16 protein-coding genes are annotated in these 18,051 nt (G+C 52.0%); 5 read left to right on the top strand and 11 right to left on the bottom strand.

Annotation, left to right across the window (positions count from 1 at the left end; all coding sequences use genetic code 11):
* Positions 1 to 34 precede the first annotated feature (34 nt).
* Both rpmG and AC6CHM_RS02505 read left to right on the top strand, forming a co-directional pair.
* Complete coding sequence (gene rpmG, locus AC6CHM_RS02510) at positions 35 to 202, top strand: 50S ribosomal protein L33 (protein WP_008122896.1); 168 nt, start codon at positions 35 to 37, stop codon at positions 200 to 202.
* Positions 203 to 284: 82 nt separating this feature from the next.
* The gene (locus tag AC6CHM_RS02505; protein WP_440808931.1) at positions 285 to 692 is read left to right on the top strand and encodes a GNAT family N-acetyltransferase; all 408 of its coding nucleotides are present in this window, start codon (positions 285 to 287) and stop codon (positions 690 to 692) included.
* Positions 693 to 699: 7 nt separating this feature from the next.
* Here AC6CHM_RS02505 and AC6CHM_RS02500 read toward each other — a convergent pair whose 3' ends face one another.
* Together AC6CHM_RS02500 and AC6CHM_RS02495 are read right to left on the bottom strand one after the other, a co-directional pair.
* Positions 700 to 2,079, bottom strand: coding sequence for a PleD family two-component system response regulator (locus AC6CHM_RS02500; RefSeq protein WP_115053201.1), 1,380 nt, complete (start codon positions 2,077 to 2,079; stop codon positions 700 to 702).
* 18 nt (positions 2,080 to 2,097) lie between these two features.
* A complete protein-coding gene (locus AC6CHM_RS02495) occupies positions 2,098 to 2,469 on the bottom strand; it encodes a response regulator (RefSeq protein WP_008122893.1) in 372 nt (123 codons plus the stop codon).
* Positions 2,470 to 2,806: 337 nt separating this feature from the next.
* Between AC6CHM_RS02495 and AC6CHM_RS02490 the strand changes: the two genes are divergently transcribed.
* Entirely contained in the window at positions 2,807 to 3,091 is a 285-nt protein-coding gene (locus AC6CHM_RS02490) for a DUF3572 domain-containing protein (RefSeq protein WP_115053202.1), read from the top strand.
* A gap of 84 nt (positions 3,092 to 3,175) precedes the next feature.
* Positions 3,176 to 4,492 carry a DNA polymerase IV gene (locus AC6CHM_RS02485; protein ID WP_115053203.1) on the top strand — a complete coding sequence of 439 codons (1,317 nt, stop codon included), beginning with the start codon at positions 3,176 to 3,178 and terminating at the stop codon, positions 4,490 to 4,492.
* A gap of 110 nt (positions 4,493 to 4,602) precedes the next feature.
* Here AC6CHM_RS02485 and dnaE read toward each other — a convergent pair whose 3' ends face one another.
* From dnaE to proS, 4 genes are all read right to left on the bottom strand, one after another.
* Entirely contained in the window at positions 4,603 to 8,073 is a 3,471-nt protein-coding gene (dnaE, locus tag AC6CHM_RS02480) for a DNA polymerase III subunit alpha (RefSeq protein ID WP_115053319.1), read from the bottom strand.
* 389 nt (positions 8,074 to 8,462) lie between these two features.
* On the bottom strand, positions 8,463 to 9,143 hold the full coding sequence (locus tag AC6CHM_RS02475; RefSeq protein WP_115053204.1) for an ABC transporter ATP-binding protein: 681 nt from the start codon (positions 9,141 to 9,143) through the stop codon (positions 8,463 to 8,465).
* A 1-nt stretch (position 9,144) separates the two neighbouring features.
* Positions 9,145 to 10,431 carry a lipoprotein-releasing ABC transporter permease subunit gene (locus AC6CHM_RS02470; protein WP_307284673.1) on the bottom strand — a complete coding sequence of 429 codons (1,287 nt, stop codon included), beginning with the start codon at positions 10,429 to 10,431 and terminating at the stop codon, positions 9,145 to 9,147.
* The gene (gene proS / locus AC6CHM_RS02465) at positions 10,428 to 11,777 is read right to left on the bottom strand and encodes a proline--tRNA ligase (RefSeq protein ID WP_115055280.1); all 1,350 of its coding nucleotides are present in this window, start codon (positions 11,775 to 11,777) and stop codon (positions 10,428 to 10,430) included. Before proS ends, AC6CHM_RS02470 begins: the two co-directional genes overlap by 4 nt.
* A 612-nt stretch (positions 11,778 to 12,389) precedes the next feature.
* Here proS and AC6CHM_RS02460 point away from each other — a divergent pair.
* Positions 12,390 to 13,364, top strand: a complete 975-nt coding sequence (locus AC6CHM_RS02460; protein WP_498171863.1) for a glycosyltransferase family 2 protein — start codon at positions 12,390 to 12,392, stop codon at positions 13,362 to 13,364.
* 2 nt (positions 13,365 to 13,366) lie between these two features.
* On the opposite strand, the gene AC6CHM_RS02455 is transcribed toward AC6CHM_RS02460, so the two are convergent.
* From AC6CHM_RS02455 to nuoN, 5 genes are read right to left on the bottom strand one after another with little or no spacing between them, the layout of a single operon-like run.
* Positions 13,367 to 13,636 carry a DUF1467 family protein gene (locus AC6CHM_RS02455; protein WP_115055284.1) on the bottom strand — a complete coding sequence of 90 codons (270 nt, stop codon included), beginning with the start codon at positions 13,634 to 13,636 and terminating at the stop codon, positions 13,367 to 13,369.
* Entirely contained in the window at positions 13,636 to 14,040 is a 405-nt protein-coding gene (gene mce / locus AC6CHM_RS02450) for a methylmalonyl-CoA epimerase (protein ID WP_115055286.1), read from the bottom strand. The genes AC6CHM_RS02455 and mce overlap by 1 nt, the downstream gene beginning before the upstream one ends.
* An 8-nt stretch (positions 14,041 to 14,048) precedes the next feature.
* Positions 14,049 to 15,722 (bottom strand): ribonuclease J, encoded by a 1,674-nt coding sequence (locus tag AC6CHM_RS02445; protein ID WP_115055288.1) that lies wholly within the window; start codon positions 15,720 to 15,722, stop codon positions 14,049 to 14,051.
* A gap of 22 nt (positions 15,723 to 15,744) precedes the next feature.
* The gene (locus AC6CHM_RS02440; protein ID WP_115055290.1) at positions 15,745 to 16,587 is read right to left on the bottom strand and encodes a biotin protein ligase-related protein; all 843 of its coding nucleotides are present in this window, start codon (positions 16,585 to 16,587) and stop codon (positions 15,745 to 15,747) included.
* Between the two features lie 10 nt (positions 16,588 to 16,597).
* Entirely contained in the window at positions 16,598 to 18,034 is a 1,437-nt protein-coding gene (gene nuoN / locus AC6CHM_RS02435; protein WP_307284662.1) for an NADH-quinone oxidoreductase subunit NuoN, read from the bottom strand.
* Between the last annotated feature and the right edge of the window lie 17 nt (positions 18,035 to 18,051).

Here is an 18,051-nt window from a genome sequence, read left to right as displayed (position 1 = left end):
GCGGTCCTTCATACTCAGAACAGGTAGTTTTAAAATGGCTAAGGCTGCGAATATCAAGATCAAGCTTCTGTCGACCGCTGATACCGGTTTCTTTTACGTTACGAGCAAGAACAGCCGTACAAAGACGGAAAAGATGTCTTTCCGCAAGTACGACCCGGTCGCACGCAAGCACGTTGAATTCAAGGAAACCAAGATCAAGTAATCTTGCTTTCTTCAAACAAATCAGCCGCCTTCGGGCGGCTTTTTTGTTGTGGTATTTATTGCTGTTATATTTTGGAAAATGCATGGAAATCGATATTTTAACCGGTGATACGCTTCGTGAAGACGAAGTGGTTAGCATTTACAAAGCCAATAATTGGTCCTCCGCGCAAAAGCCGCAAACCTTGCTGGCAGCACTCAGTAACTCCCACACTCTCCTTACGGCACGTTCCAATAACCAGCTGCTGGGATTAGCCAATGCTATTTCTGATGGCCATCTGGTAGTCTATTTCCCCCATTTGATTGTGCACCCCGACTATCAGGGGATGGGCATCGGTCGGAAGTTGATGACAGCCATGCTGCAGCGATATGCTGATTTTCATCAAATTATGCTGACGGCAGATATTGGCGCTCTATCCTTTTACGAAACGCTTGGTTTCGTAAAAGCCGGCAAAACCGTTCCCATGTGGATCTATGCAGGCGACGACCACTAAGGCGCGGTCACGCGGCCGCAGACACGACCTTGTTGCGCCCCGATGATTTGGCTCCGTAAAGCGCATCATCGGCACGTTTCATCAGATTATGCACCGTGTCGCCCTCCTGCAGAACGCTTGCAATACCAATGCTGATTGTCACAGGTATGGCTGGGCCCATATTGTTGATCTGGAAAGGCGTCGATGCTACCTCGCGACGGATTCGCTCTGCGACGATGGAGGCCAGTGTCTGATCTGTATCTGGCATCACTATGAAGAATTCCTCGCCGCCATAGCGGCTGGCCAAATCGCTGCCGCGCACATTGCGACGCAGCCGCCTGGCAAATTCACGCAGAACCTCATCGCCGCCATCATGTCCGTATGTATCATTTATCAATTTGAAGCGATCAATATCAGTCATGAGAATCGATAGTGGACGACGACGCTCTACCGCGCGTTTGAACAGCGTTGCCAGATGAGTCTCGAGATAAAGCCGGTTGTGCAGGCCCGTCAGACTGTCAGTCACAGCCATTTCATAGGTTTTCACGACGCTGGCGCGCAGACCGTCATGATAGGCCTTACGGCGCAGCTGGGTGCGTAGACGCGCGAGAAGCTCGTTCGGATTGACCGGCCGCACCAAATAGTCGTTTATCCCTAGTTCTAAAGCCCGTCGGATCAATGGCTCTTCCCCCATATCCGCCACCAAGATGATCGGCAACGATCTGGTATTGTCCAGCGAGCGCAGCTGCGCGCAAATCCGCAATGGATCAAATGCGGCGAAGCTTGAAGAAATAATAAGGCAATCATGATTGCCTTGCACGGCCTTGAAGAAACCGGTTTGCGGATCACTCTCCACGTCGACCGAACATTCTTCGCCCAATACGCGTTTTATCTTTTCGGTGCTTTCCGGACGTTCATCAATCAACAGAACGCGTGCAAATTTCATCGCCTCGTGGACGCCAGTTGGCAGGCGCAGAATGGATTCGAGCCCCACATCACGGGTCGTTGCCACACGAAGACGCAGTTCATCCGTCAGGTTTTTCAGCCGAACCAGGCTTTTAACGCGCGCCATGAGCTGGAGATCATCGACAGGCTTGGTCAGAAAATCATCAGCACCAAAATTCAAGCCAGTAATCCGGTTTGAATCCTGATCAAGCGCGGTCACGAGAATCACCGGGATGTGGGCCGTTGCCGCTCTCGATTTTAACCGGCGGCAAACTTCAAATCCGTCGAGACCGGGCATCATTACGTCAAGTAAAATGACATCGATATTGCCGTTTTCAGAAATCTCGAGCGCTTCATAACCATCGGTCGCCGTAACCACCTCATAATACTCGGCACGAAGCCGGGCTTCCAGAAGCTTTACATTGGCTGGAACGTCGTCAACGACAAGAATACGGGCCGTCATGTTCAATTCTCCCGACGTTCAAGCGTCGCCAAGGTAGGATTTGATTGTTTCGATGAATTTGGGAACTGAGATAGGTTTGGAGATGTAAGCTTCACACCCACCTTGGCGGATGCGCTCTTCGTCGCCCTTCATTGCAAAGGCCGTCACCGCGATAATGGGAATAACATGAAGGTCGTCATCGGCCTTCAACCACTTTGTGACCTCAAGACCCGACACTTCGGGAAGCTGTATATCCATGAGGATAAGGTCTGGACGATGCTCGCGAGCAAGGTCCAACGCTTCCAAGCCATTGCGTGTGCGTATGGTTTCATAACCACTGGCTTCAATAAGATCGCGGAAGAGCTTCATATTAAGCTCATTATCCTCGACGATCATGACTTTCTTTACCATCGGCAATTTCCTGTTGGTCACTCTCGAATGATAAGGTCCACGCCATGCAAATCTTACGGCGAGACACACAATCCTACCTTTACCAGTTTCTGAAATAACGTCTGATGATTGATGAAAAGAAAACTCTGCCGTTTAATTCAGAAATGCTGCTGATCATGTTTAACCAAGCATTTATTCAACATGTTCTTTTGGATATGTTCAACTGCTATTAGGCTCAAGACTCATTAATCTGGTCTAAATGGATTGAAGCTTTTCATTTGGATAGCAGCGCCAAGGCTTGAGGTAATGTGGTTTATTTTCAAGACCTTCAACACAACTTATGGATGAAATATTCTAGATGCAGAAGATTGACTTGGATGGAGCACACGACCTTGCCATCAATTCGCTTGTGTTCATGTCGCAAGACAGCGAATTGTTCTCCCGTTTCCTGGCTTTGACCGGCATTACCGCCGATCAAATCCGCACGGCCGCACAAGAGCCGGGTTTTCTTGCGGGCGTGTTGCAATTCTATCTGGCGCATGAGCCGACGCTGATGCGTTACTGCACTGAGACCGGCACAGATCCAGCGCTGTTTCAGCAGGCATTGCGCCTGTTGCCCGGCGGGCGTCAGGATGCTTATTGAAACGGTTGGTAAGTCACTGAGGCTTGTTGCAACGCCTCCTACTGTTCGCTAAGGTCCAGACGTTCATTTTATGTTCCGGGCATCATGGCCAGTCTTAACAATCCGCAATTCGGTTTTTGCCGTGACTGCCTGGCCAATCAGGCGCACGAGGCCAAGCGTTGCCAATCATGCGGTAGCCCTCGCTTGCTTCGGCATCCCGAACTTTATCGCCTGGGTATCGCCCACGTGGACTGTGACGCCTTCTATGCGTCGGTCGAAAAACGCGACAACCCCGAACTGCGCAACAAACCTGTCATCATTGGAGGCGGAAAACGTGGCGTTGTTTCAACGGCTTGCTACATTGCCCGCATCCATGGTGTTAAGTCCGCCATGCCTATGTTCAAGGCGTTGGAAGCATGTCCGCACGCCATTGTCATCAAGCCGGATATGGAAAAATATGTCCGAGTCGGGCGCGAGATCAGGCAGATGATGCGCGACCTCACGCCTCTCGTTGAGCCACTGTCCATTGATGAAGCTTTTCTCGATCTTTCCGGTACGGAACGGCTCCACCATGATCCTCCGGCGCGGGTCATGGCGCAATTTTCTAATCGGGTTGAACGTGAGTTGGGATTATCGGTTTCGGTCGGTCTTTCCTATTGCAAATTCCTCGCCAAGATCGCCTCCGATTTCGAAAAACCGCGTGGCTTTTCTATTATCGGTGAAGAAGAGGCCCTCACCTTTTTGCGCGACAAGCCCGTGACAATGATCTGGGGTGTCGGCAAGGCTTTTGATGCAACCTTGGAGCGAGATGGCATTCGTACCATTGGTCAATTGCAAACCATGGAGCTTGGTCCCCTGATGCGCTCCTATGGCACCATGGGTCAGAGGCTGTACCGTTTGTCTCGCGGCATGGACACAAGACGGGTTGAGCCTGAAGGTGAAAGCAAGAGTGTTTCCGCAGAGACAACGTTCAATGAAGACATCTCGTCAATGGAAGAGCTCGTCGCCATTTTGCGGGCCCTGTCAGAGAAAGTATCCCGACGGTTAAAAGCAGCCGACATTGCTGGGCGAACCATCGTTCTCAAGTTGAAGTCACGCGACTTCAAATTGAAGACCCGTAATCGTCAGCTCGCCGATCCGACCCAGCTTGCCGACAGGATTTTTCGGACAGGTGTTTCGCTGCTTGAAAAGGAAATTGACGGCACCCGATATCGCTTGATCGGGATCGGAGTGAGCGATCTCACCGACGACGGCAGAGCCGACCCGCTCGATCTTGTTGACGTGCAGGCTACTAAACGCGCAGTTGCCGAAACTGCCATAGACAAGCTACGCGGGAAATTTGGCAATCAAGCCGTGGAAACAGGATATACATTCGGCAAGATAAAATCGCGCGCAAAAGAAGCGCCGGATGAAATAGATTAGCGGAAAAAAGCTGAGATAGTCTGAACTTTTGCTCAAAAATGCCAGAAAACAGGCGATTTTTGCTGAAAAAATTCAATCTGCAATTGCAATATAGTTGCGCTAAGTTGAATTCACCCCATTTCAACTTCGACAATGCCCGGAATAGCCTTCATGGCGCTCGCAATTTGCGGGCCTATCCGGTAGCGGTTAGGCAGTTCAATCTCAACTTCATTGGCACCGTTCTGCTTAATCAGAATAAGGCTGACAATCTGCCCGTCATTTTGCGGCGTCAAATAGGGCGTAATAGCCGCCAGAGGCTCGCTGGAGCGCATATATAGCCGCAACGCCTTCTGCATGCGTGTAGCTTCATCTTCAAGCGAATGTGCCGTCTGTATGCGCAGGCTAATGCCCTCAGGCCTGTCCTCTGCGCCAACTGTGATGACAACGGAACGGCCCGGTTCCAGCAAGTCGCGGAATTGCGCCAGCGCTTCTGAAAATAGGATCGCTTCAAATTGCCCTGAGGAATCAGAGAATTGGATAATTCCCATCTTGTTGCCAGTCTTGGTACGGCGTTCCTGCTTTGCGGTAATTGTACCTGCCAGCCGCCCGGCATTTGCACCTCGCTTTACAGCTGCTGAAAATTCAGACCAGGTTTGAACGCGCATTTTGTCGAGGATGGGTTGATATTCATCAAGAGGATGCGCGGAAAGATAAAAGCCCGCCGCTTCAAATTCCCGTCGCAGTTTTTCTGATGAAAGCCAAGGGCTTACGGACGGAAGCTGAATTGTTTGTGCAGTTGCTGCCATACCGCCGAAAATGTCCGTTTGACCGCTGACACTGTCTTCTTGTGTGCGTTGCGCATGACCAATTATACGATCCAGACCGGCGATAAGTGCTGGCCGCTCCCGTCCAAAACAGTCAAATGCGCCGACATTGATAAGGCTTTCGAACACCCGCCTGTTGACGACTCGCGGATCGATCCGCTCACAAAAATCTTCAAGGCTGGCATAAGGCGTCGATCCGCGCTTTTCGACAATATGATCGACAGCAGCTTCGCCAACGCCTTTGATGGCGGCCAACGAATAGTAGATGCGGTTTTCGCCGACTTCAAACAGCCGGTAGGACGTATTGACCGAAGGCGTGACAACCTCGATACCGAGCCGCACCGCTTCCCGGCGGAAATCATTGAGCTTGTCGGTGTTCGACATATCGTAAGTCATTGACGCGGCTAAGAATTCAACCGGATAATGCGCTTTCATATAGGCGGTCTGGAACGATACGATAGCGTAAGCGGCCGCATGGGATTTATTGAAACCATAATCGGCAAACTTCGCCAGGAGGTCGAAAATAAAGTTGGCCTGCGGCTTGGTTACGCCGCGTTCCACCGCACCATCAACAAAGCGCACTCGCTGCAAATCCATTTCAGAGCGGATTTTCTTACCCATGGCGCGCCGCAGAAGATCGGCTTCACCGAGCGTATAGCCCGACATTTCCTGCGCGATCTGCATCACCTGTTCCTGGTAGATGATGACGCCCTGCGTTTCCTTGACGAGATGGTCGATTTTGGGATGAATCGACGCCATTTCTTCATCGCCGTTTTTACGCGCATTGTAGGTCGGGATGTTTTCCATTGGACCTGGACGATAAAGCGCAACAAGCGCGATAATATCCTCGATCCGGTCAGGTTTCATACCAATCAGCGCCTTGCGCATGCCGGTACTTTCCACCTGAAACACGCCGACAGTCTCGCCGCGCGACAGCATCTCGTAAGTCGGTTTATCGTCGAAAGGCAGATTTGAGAGATCCACGATTATATCGCGGCGACGGACCAGATTCACCGCAGTTTGAAGAACTGTCAGCGTTTTCAGGCCGAGAAAGTCGAATTTGACCAGCCCGGCCTCTTCCACCATCTTCATGTTGAACTGCGTAACCGGCATATCGGAACGCGGATCCCGATACATCGGGACGAGTTCAGAAAGTGGGCGGTCACCAATGACGATACCGGCGGCATGTGTCGATGCGTGCCGGTAAAGGCCTTCAAGTTTCAAAGCAATATCAAGCAACCGCTCGACAACGGGTTCCTTGTCACGTTCTTCGCGAAGTCTTGGCTCGTCCTCGATAGCCTTTGAAAGCGTTACCGGATTAGCGGGATTGGCCGGAACCATCTTTGTCAGACGATCCACCTGCCCGTATGGCATCTCAAGAACGCGCCCGACGTCACGCAAGACAGCGCGCGCCTGCAATGTTCCGAATGTTATGATTTGCGCTACCTGATCGCGCCCATATTTTGCCTGAACATAACGGATGACCTCGTCACGCCGTTCCTGACAGAAGTCGATGTCAAAGTCAGGCATAGAAACGCGGTCGGGATTGAGAAAGCGTTCGAATAGAAGTGAGAATCGCAGCGGATCGACATCCGTAATAGTCAGAGCGTAGGCAACAAGCGAGCCAGCACCGGAACCACGCCCCGGCCCAACAGGAATATCATGCGCCTTTGCCCATTTGATGAAGTCCGAAACGATAAGAAAGTACCCCGGATACTTCATTCGGGTAATGACGGAAATCTCATATTCGAGACGTTCGGCATATTCTTCCCGTGTATGGGCTCCCGCAAGCCCTACAGTCGCAATCCGCTGTTCAAGCCCTTCGCGGGCCTGGCGCGCAAGCTCTTCCGCCTCTGCTGCCAATGCAGCTTCAGGATCGGCGCTTTCTCCGGTAAAACGCGGCAAAATCGGAGCGCGATTCTTCGGGTAGTACGAACAGCGCATGGCGATTTCGACAGTGTTTTCTACAGCCTCCGGCAAATCAGCGAAGAGCTCCACCATCTCATCTTCGCTCTTGAGATAGTGGTCCGGACTAAGGCGGCGCCTGTCGTCAATCGATAGCAGCGATCCGGATGCGATTGCCAGCAAGGCATCGTGGGCTTCATAGTCGGCACTCTTGGAGAAGAACACGTCGTTGGTGGCAACAAGAGGTAGTTCCAGCTCATAGGCCAGGTCCACCTGTGTCGCTTCCAACGCCTTGTCATAACCGCGATGGCGCTGCAACTCGACATAAAGTCTGTCGCCGAACAGTGATTTCAGCATCAAAAGCCGCTGGCGGGCACGATCAATCCGATCATCCTTGATTGCCTTGGCAATAGCACCCTCTGGTCCGCCGGATAGCATGATAATGCCATCCGTTTTTCCTGCCAGCCAGCTGGAAACTATGTGGACCGGATCACCAGAGGGAGTTTCAAGATAAGCCCGGCTGACAAGCCGAACGAGATTGGCATAGCCCTCTTCCGTCGCCGCCAGCAAAACTAGTGGCGCGAGCCCGAGCGCTTCACGCCGGTTTACATTGCGGCTCTCCTCGGTCTGGTCGTGAAATGCGATATCCATCTGACAGCCGATGATAGGCTGCAATCCGGCTTTAGAGCCTTTCTGCGCAAACTCAAGAGCGCCGAAAAGATTGTTTGTGTCAGTAATTGCAATGGCGGGAGCCTTGCTGGCCACAGCAAGGTCGATCACCTTGGGAACCTGCAACGCGCCTTCAAGCAATGAATATGCGGAATGAACTCTCAGATGGACAAAGCGCAATGGGCGCTTGCCTGCATTGCTCATATTGCCGTGCCCATCTGCCACTTTCTATCTCCGATACTGAACGGAGAACCGATTCCACCGCGCGCATATAGTCCGATATGCGCGATGAGGTGTCTACTCAAATTGAACGTTTGGGCCGCGTGAACAGTGGATAGTTAAGGCTCGCTCAATCATCCCCGAAGGTCTGTTTCTTCAGATGACGCTCACCCACATCGCGAATGTCGCAATGAAGAGACTGACGGTAACAAATGACATCACATCCTGGAAAAGTTCGCTCATCGGTAAAACCCTTCTTCGTTTGCACTATGTATATGTTTTGTTCCATTTTTGTTCTAAAGTCAAGCGCATCTCCCGCATGGTGAGTGCTATGGTTTTCAAATTGCTAATGAGAGGTAAATACTGCTGACTAATCAGAGATTGGTGATCTTGCCGTCTTTCAACGTAACACGTCGATCCATACGCCGGGCAAGTTCATGATTATGCGTAGCAATCATTGCCGACAGGCCGGATTGACGAACAAGCGCCTCCAGTGCTTCGAACACGTAAGATGAGGTAACGGGGTCGAGATTGCCCGTAGGCTCATCGGCGAGTAATACAAGCGGCGCGTTGGCCACAGCGCGGGCAATCGCCACTCTTTGCTGTTCACCGCCGGAAAGTTCGCTCGGGCGGTGAGCTGCCCTCGCCCCGACCTTCATATAGTCGAGCAGCTGCTGAGCACGTTCCGAGGCAACGCCCGGCTTCATGCCGCGAATCATCTGAGGCATCATCACATTCTCGAGAGCAGAAAATTCGGGCAGAAGATGGTGGAACTGATAAACAAATCCGACATCATTGCGACGGATGGCCGTCCGCTCTTCGTCCGACAAAGAACCGCAGGAGCGCCCGTCAAGAATCACATCGCCACTATCGGGCCGCTCAAGCAAACCGGCAGTGTGCAGCAATGTGGATTTCCCTGCACCCGAAGGCGCAACAAGCGCAACCATTTCTCCCTTGCCCAGAGAAAAACTGGCATTGTCGAGAATGATGAGTTCGCGGCCGATTTCATCATAGCGGCGACCGACATTCGTCAGCTGCAAAATAGGCCCGGCCATTTTATTCGTACCTCAGAGCTTCAACGGGATCGAGTTTGGCTGCGCGCCAAGCGGGGAAAAGCGTCGCCAAAAACGATAGGACAAGCGCCATGAGAATTACAGTAAAGGTCTCGTTGAAGTCCATTTTGGCCGGAAGAGTACTTAGGAAATAGAGTTCAGGATTGAAGAGTGTCGTTCCGGAAAGCCAGGAGAAAAACTCCCTGATCCGTTCGACATTGAGGCAGACGACGACGCCAAGCACGACCCCGGCAATCGTACCAGTCACGCCGATGGCTGCGCCAGTCATCAAGAATATGCGCAGGATGGAATTTCGCGTTGCACCCATGGTTCGAAGGATGGCGATATCGCGGCCCTTGTCTTTCACGAGCATGATGAGTCCCGATATGATGTTCAACGCCGCGACGAGCACGATAAGCGTCAGAATCATGAACATAACATTGCGCTCAACTTGAAGTGCGGAAAAGAAAGTCTGGTTGCGTTGTCGCCAATCGGTCAACATGACAGAGCGCTGTGCCGCTTCTTCAATCGGCTTTTTCAGTGCGTCAACATCATCCGGTTTGTCGGCAAATATTTCGATCGATTGAACCTTGTTGTCCTGATTGAAATAGAGCTGCGATTCTTCGAGCGGCATGAGCACGATTGAGGCGTCATATTCTGACATGCCGATCTCAAAAATGGCAGTCACCGGGTAGGATTTGACCCGTGGCGCCATCCCAAGCGGCGTCACATCGCCATCAGGAGAAATCAGCGTCAGTCGGTCACCGAGGCCCAAGCCCATATTCTCGGCCATGCGCGTACCTATTGCTACGCCGCCTGCGGTGTTAAAACCCTGAAATGTGCCCTGCCGCACGTTCTTTGCCACAAGTTGCAGCTTGGCGATATCGTCTTCGCGCAAACCGCGGACAAGCGCACCTGATCCGGCCCCCACATTGCCTTTGGCCAGAACCTGACCTTCAACGACGGGGATGGCAAAAGATACGCCTGGCACGGCATCGACACGCTTGATAACAGCATCAAAATCATCCAAAGGCCGATCCATTGGCTGCATGATGACATGGCCGTTGATTCCGAGAATTCGGGTCAACAGCTCGGCCCGAAAACCATTCATCACCGCCATGACGATGATAAGCGTCGCCACGCCAAGCATGATACCGGTAAACGAGAACCCGGCGATAACTGAAATAAACGTTTCCTTGCGCCGAGCACGCAGATAGCGCCAGGCAATCATACGCTCAAAGGCTGAAAATGGCTTTGAACCAGAGGGCGCGGTCGCTGCTTTTTCTGTCATAAAGTTCCCGCCTGAAAGTCCGCAGGGCCGGCCAATTTGTTGATTGCGGCTTCGATGGAGAGCGTTTCACGCTCGCCTGTAGCACGATCCTTGATCTCGACTTCGCCAGCGGCCACACCACGCGGACCAACAATTACCTGTGTCGGCAAACCGATCAGATCCATCTTGGCAAATTTTGCACCCGGACGATCATCCGTATCATCAAGCAGCGGCTCAAGGCCGGCCCTCGTCAAGGCGTCATAGAGCTTCAGCGCAACTGCATCACATGCATCGTCGCCGGGCTTCATGTTCACAATACCCGCACCAAACGGAGCAACTGCCTTGGGCCAGATGATTCCGTTTTCGTCATGTGAGGCCTCGATGATCGCTGCAATAACGCGCGACGGCCCGATGCCATAAGACCCCATCGAGACCAAATGCTCCTTTCCGTCAGGACCGCTTACCTTGGCCCCCATTGGTTCGGAGTATTTTGTGCCGAAGTGGAAAATGTGGCCAACTTCAATACCGCGTGCGGCCATCTGGTGGGAGCCATCCACCTTGGACCAAGCCGCCTCATCGTGCATTTCGTCAGTGGCAGCATAGGGCGTCGTCCAACGCGTGACGATATCGGCAATCTGCTGATTATCGTCGAAATCCGTATCAGCACCTGGCACTGGCAGATCGAGATAGGCGCGATCGCAAAAAACCTGGCTTTCTCCGGTTTCGGCAAGAATAATGAATTCGTGGCTCAAATCACCGCCGATTGGACCCGTATCCGCGCGCATCGGAATGACCTTGATACCTAGGCGCGAGAATGTCCGTAAATATGCAACGAACATACGATTATACGCAGCCTTGGCACCCTCAAAATCCATATCGAAAGAATAGGCATCTTTCATAAGGAATTCGCGCGAACGCATAACACCAAACCGGGGACGGCGCTCGTCGCGGAATTTCCACTGAATATGATAAAGATTGAGCGGCAAGTCCTTGTAAGATTTGACATAAGCCCGGAAAATCTCGGTGATCATTTCTTCATTTGTCGGGCCAAACAACATTTCCCGATCGCCGCGATCTTTAATACGCAGCATCTCGTCGCCATAAGCATCATAACGGCCGCTTTCACGCCAAAGATCTGCTGACTGAATTGTCGGCATCAGCAATTCAATTGCGCCCGAGCGATTCTGTTCTTCGCGGATGATGTTGCTTACCTTGTTGAGAATGCGCAGTCCCGCCGGCAACCAGGCATAAATGCCTGCTGATTCTTGGCGAATCAGTCCGGCACGCAGCATGAGCCGGTGCGAGACGATTTCAGCCTCTTTAGGATTCTCTTTAAGGATGGGCAGAAAGTAACGGGAAAGCCGCATTGAGGGTCACCAAAATTGAACAACGCCTGAGTGCTTGAAGAATCAGGCAAAACCAAGTGCAAAGTCGATATTTCTTATCGGCTTCATGGCTGATTGGGAACCCGCAACTGCATATAACACAGGATGATATTGAGGGGTGATTCACTCTGCTGCAAGATTTCTAATCAAAAGATGACAGTAACGAATATTTTTCGTGACATTTCGAAGGCAGTCCGCTATTTTTTTAAGCATAAGGAGAAAGTAAGAATATTTCTGCTTTCCTACGCGGTCAAAGTCTTGGGAGGATGTGACCCTTGGCGCGGTTTCCGCAGCCGCCACGCAAGTGGATGGGTCAGACGCGATCTTTAAATGCAAGGCGAAAGCCTTGCATTTTTTTTGTCTTCATTTATGGGTTTGACGAATGTTTTTCATTTTAAATTCAATACCTTATTTTTCGTGCCTAATATCCTAATTTTAAAATAGGTGTGATTCCCGATTGACGGTCGGCTGCAACAGCGCTGTAAGTAGAAATTAAATTTATTTTAGCGCACCCATTCAATGAACTTGCACGGTCGCACGTGCGAACAGCATTTTTAGTCCAAGCTATTTTATTTATTTCAGGCAGATTATTTCATGACAGAATTATTGCGCAGAATTTGCGTGGGAACCGTTACCCGCAATCGCCCGATCATGTTGCAAGTACTCCTCGCCTCCTATGCGAAAATGGCTATCCCTGCCAACACGCAGCTGCATTTTGTTATTGTTGAGAACAATTCCTTTCCGACGCTTACCGAAATTATAGAGCGCTTTCGTACGAGCGTTCCCAACTGCAGCGTACAATATGAAGTCGAATCGCGCCTTGGAATTGCATATGTACGCAACCGCGTGCTCGATATTGCAATTTCCAGCGGCCACGATCTGCTTACCTTTGCCGATGATGATGAAACAGTAGAACCGGATTGGCTGGTTGAGCTGCTCGCGGAACGGGATGCTTCAAATCTTGATATTGTCGGCGGACCAGTACGGCCAGCACAAGTAGAGCAAATGTCGTTTTTCGAAAAGGTCGTTTGGAAAGGACTGTTTGAGAGTACTCAAAAATACGAGCAACGAGCAATTCAGCGACGAGAGGGCGGTAAGGCTGACAGGATTCTTATTGCCACAGGGAGTTGGATGGGAAATTTAGCGTTCTTTCGTGCAACCGGATTGAGATTTGATAATCACTTGGCTCTAAATGGCGGAGAGGATTGGAAGCTCTATCGGGAGGCCACGAGAATCGGCGCGCGGACAGGTTGGACACCTCATGCCGTAGTTTTTGAAACTGTTCCCCGCGAACGCTTGACTCTGACCTATCAATTTAGACGAAGCAGAGATCATAGCGCTTCTGATTTACGGGCAAGATTCGCCGAGGATCGCACTACCGCTCTTCTTCGTTTACCGGGCTCAATTCTATCGCGATTTTTAAAACTGATGACCCATCTTCTGAAGCTGCCATTGAGACCCAGCCGATCGCTCGTCTTAGCGGCATCTAATCTTGGTCATATCGCTGGATCTTTCCTGGCATTTACTGGGAAAGCTTCGCCACATTATCAAACAACTACCGGCAAATAAGATCAGTCCAATTGTGGAAAAAATACCGGCAGGTCGTTGACGCCATAACCAAGCCGTTGATTGACCACGTAGAAAATTGCGAAAATGACTGCGGATACAAGCGTGGTCCACAGGAAGACTCGTCCCATGCGATGCTTGTGCGGCGCGCTTGGCGTTGTGCCCAGTGTTACGTCATTCTCTTCAGCCTGCGTGCGCAGGCCAATCGGCAGCATGGTAAAAAGCGTCAACCACCAGAAAATGAAATAAACTGCCAGCGCTGTTGCAATCGGCATTACTCTTGCTCCAGTTCGATCAACGTTCCGTTGAAATCCTTCGGATGAAGAAACAGAACAGGTTTGCCATGAGCTCCAAGCTTCGGCTCGCCATCACCCAAAACCCGGGCACCCTGCTCTTTTAGGCGATCTCGCGCGCTCAGTATATCGGGCACTTCGTAGCACACGTGGTGAATACCACCTGACGGATTTTTCAGGAGGAAAGCCGATATGGGCGACTCGGAAGAAAGCGGTTCAAGCAGTTCGATCTTGGTGTTTCCGACATCGATGAACACAACTGTAACGCCATGCTCAGGCAATATCTGCGGTTCTGTCAGCTTTGCTCCGAGCGTATCCCTATAGATGGCGGACGCAGCCGCCATATCTGGAACTGCGATAGCCACATGGTTGAGCCGTCCCAGCATTGCTTACCTCAGACCTTGGTTACGAACACGGTGACAATCGGCTTCTTGCCCCATGCTTCGTTGGCGGCGGAGCGAACCGCACGGCGAATTGCCTCACGCACCATGGCAAGATCGCGTCGCTTCTCCCTCGGGATACTTTGGACCGCACCAACAGCAGCATCGTAAAGAAGATCCTCCAGGAGCTCACCTTCATCGTCGACTTCCGGAACTCCGAAAGGGACAAGCTCCGGATCTTCAAGAACGTTGTACTTGGCGTCGAGAATAAATGACACCGCAACATGGCCGACATAGGAAAGCTTTCGGCGATCAACGATTCCGACCTCTTCCTCGTCGCCGATCAGCCTGCCGTCTTTGATCAAGCGTCCGAAGGGCGCTTCACCAATGATCTCTGCCTTGCCCGGGGCAAGGCGCAATATATCGCCATTGCGCACTTGCGGCACTTCTGGAATGCCTGCCATTGCAGCCAGTGATCCCTGCCCGACAAGATGCGCAGCCTCACCGTGAACAGGAACAAGAATGCGCGGGCGAACCCACTCATACATCCGCTTCAATTCGTTGCGTCGCGGATGCCCCGACACATGCACCAATTGATCACCATCGGAAATGATCTGAACACCCTGCTCTATCAGAAGGTTTTTGGTGTCATTAATCGCCTTTTCATTGCCGGGAATGGCACGCGATGAGTAAATAACCGTATCGCCGGGCGAAAGTGCAACACTGCGCATTTCATCGCGCGCCAGTTTGGCAAGGGCAGCACGTGGTTCACCTTGGCTGCCGGTCAATATGATGACCATGTTTTCCCGCGGAATATAGCCGTAATCATCCTCCGACAGGAACTCAGGCACACCATCCAGATAACCAAGCTCGGTCGCGACATCGATCATGCGCTTCATCGAACGTCCGAGCACAAGCGTTTGCCTGCCGGCATCGCGCGCTGCCAGGGCAATCGAACGGATACGCCCGACATTGGATGAAAACGAAGTTATCGCAACGCGTCCACGGGCGTTTTCAATGATTTGCCGCAGGCTTTCGCCAACTTCTTGTTCGGATGGCGATTCGCCATCACGCAAGGCGTTGGTAGAATCGCACATCATGGCAAGAACGCCTTCGTCACCCAGAGCGCGGAATCGCGCTTCATTGATCAGCGGTCCGATCGAGGGTTCCGGGTCCATCTTCCAGTCGCCCGTATGGATGACTGTTCCAAGCGGAGTCTTGATTGCCAATGAAACCGGCTCAGGAATGGAATGCGTCACAGCCAGTGCTTCGAACTCGAAAGGGCCGACATTGAAGGTTTCGCCAGCACGGTAGATTGTGACTGGGATATCCGGTGCACCGGGTTCCGAGTGCCGCTTGGCGGCAAGAAGTCCGGCAGTAAATGGCGTGGCATAAACAGGAACATTGAGAAGTGGCCAGAGATCAAGCAGCGCTCCGTAGTGATCTTCATGCGCGTGGGTGATAACAATACCCTTGAGGTTGTTGCGCTCAGCCTGCAAAAAACGAATATCGGGCAGGATCAGGTCAGCTCCGGGAAGATCCGGGCCAGCAAAGCTCACACCCATATCGACCACGACCCATTCGCGTTTGCGCGCGGGGCCATAGCCGTAAAGGGCCAGATTCATGCCGATTTCGCCGACACCACCTAAAGGCAGGAAAACAAGTTCCGCTTGATCGGAATTTGCCATTTATGCTCCTAAAAACTGAAACTCATTCAGCGTTTGCCGATGCCACTGTTCCAAAATGGACGTCACCGGCTGCAATTTTTTGCCGTACACCGTCATTATCACGAATGACGAACTGGCAATCTTCGTCAATTGTTTCGAATATACCACGCAGTACAGCTCCGTCTATTCGAACGGCGACTTCACTGCCAATTCCTGCCGCCTGCGAGAGCCAACGTTTGCGAATGTCACTTAAGCCCCGTCCATTCGCCCAAATGCGATAGTTTTCTTCCCAGGCGTCCGACAAGGCCAGAAACACTGTTTCGGCATCGCAGTTCGCACCAAGCCGTGCCAATGACGTAGCTGGATAAGGGACATCCTGCGGATAGGCAACAACATTAACGCCGATGCCGATAACTACTGCCAAATGCCCATCCGGCATCAAGGTCGATTCAAGCAGGATACCGGCGAGCTTTGCGCCACCCGCCAGCAAATCGTTTGGCCATTTAAGCTCCACCCGTAATGGCGATTTTCCAGCACCTGCATTGCTGGCGCCATCAATGCCAACGGAAAAATTTGCTGAAGGACATACTGCGTTGAGCGCATCAGCAAGCGAAAGGCCAGCTACAAAGCCGAGCGTCGCCGCACTTTTCAGTTCAAGATTTCCAGTAAGCAATAAGGAAGCCGCCAGATTGCCCTCGGGAGAAGACCAAGCCCGGCCGCGCCGCCCTCGCCCGCTCGCCTGCTTCTTGGATACGATCCACAGCTTGCCAGGATCACCCGCCTGTGCGCGCTCGAGCGCGACAGCATTGGTGGATCCAATCGTTTCGAAAGCTTCCAGTCGAAAACCATTCTGCTCTGCGATAGGCGATAGGGCAAATCCCGTCAAATTCTTCGCCCTAGAAGAAGGACTTGGATGCCGCTTCCGCGTAGGTACTAATCGGACCGCCGATCAGAACATAGAGCAGAACAAGCAGACCGGAGGCACCAAGCACGAGTCGAAGTTCGCCAGCGACTGGAACGAAACCGCCAACCGGTTCATCGAACCACATGATCTTGATGATGCGCAGGTAGTAGAATGCGCCCACAACCGAGGCCACAATGCCGATAATGGCAAGCGCATAGAGATTGGCCTGCATCGCTGCAAGGAAGGTGTACCACTTGCCCCAGAACCCGGCGAGCGGTGGGATACCTGCGAGCGAGAACATGAGGATGGTCAATATGGTCGCCATAATCGGATTTGTACGCGAGAGACCGGCAAGGTCGCTGATCTGTTCGACATTTCCATCCTTGCGGCGCATTGCCAGAATGAATGCAAATGTACCAAGCGTTGTGACCAGGTAGATCAGCATGTAAATGGCAACGCCTTTAACGCCAACCTGCGTACCTGCAGCAAGCCCAACAAGGGCATAGCCCATATGGCTGATGGAAGAATAAGCCATCAGCCTCTTGATATTGCGCTGGCCGATGGCCGCAAAAGCGCCAAGGATCATCGACGCAATGGCAATAAACACGACAATCTGTTGCCAGTCATGCGTGATCGGCTGAAAGGTATCCACTGATACGCGTGTCAGCAGCGCCATCGCCGCCATTTTCGGCGCAGTTGCAAAGAAAGCTGTTACCGGTGTCGGCGCGCCTTCATAAACATCTGGCGTCCACATATGGAATGGAACTGCCGATATCTTGAATGCAAGACCAGCAAAAATGAAAACCAATCCAAAAACAACGCCGAGCTGACGTTCGGAGCTGGCGAGAGACTGGGCAATACCTTCAAAGCCGGTATGACCCGTAAAGCCATAAACCAGTGAAATACCATAGAGGAGCATGCCGGATGACAGCGCGCCAAGAACAAAATATTTCAGGCCAGCTTCCGTGGAGCGAACGCTGTCGCGATTGATGGCGGCGACGACGTATAGCGCGAGTGATTGCAGCTCAAGGCTCAGATATAGAGAAAGCGTGTCATTGGCTGAAATCATCAGCAGCATGCCGACATTGGCCAAAAGGATCAGGATCGGGAATTCGAACTTGTCGAATTTCTCGCTTTTGGCAAAGCCGGACGACATGATGAGAGTAACGATCGAGCCTGCCAGTGTGAGCACTTTCATGAAGCCGGAAAAGGAATCATTGATGAAAGCACGACCGAAAGCGTTTCCCTGTTGAGGAAACACGGCAACAAGCACCAGTGCCAGCAACAGCAATATGATGCTGAGACCATTGACCAGCTTGTACGACTTCTCGCCGGAAAATGCTCCGACCATCAGGAGAGCCATCGCTCCCACTGCTAGAAGCAGTTCGGGAGCCATGAGCGTCAGGTTGGCAATCATATCGGTCTGCATCGGCCTTGGCCTCTTCC

It is taken from the genome of Phyllobacterium sp. GQ127 (assembly GCF_059758635.1).
Note: the sequence above shows the minus strand (reverse complement) of the source record. Positions and strands in the feature narration are given on the sequence as shown.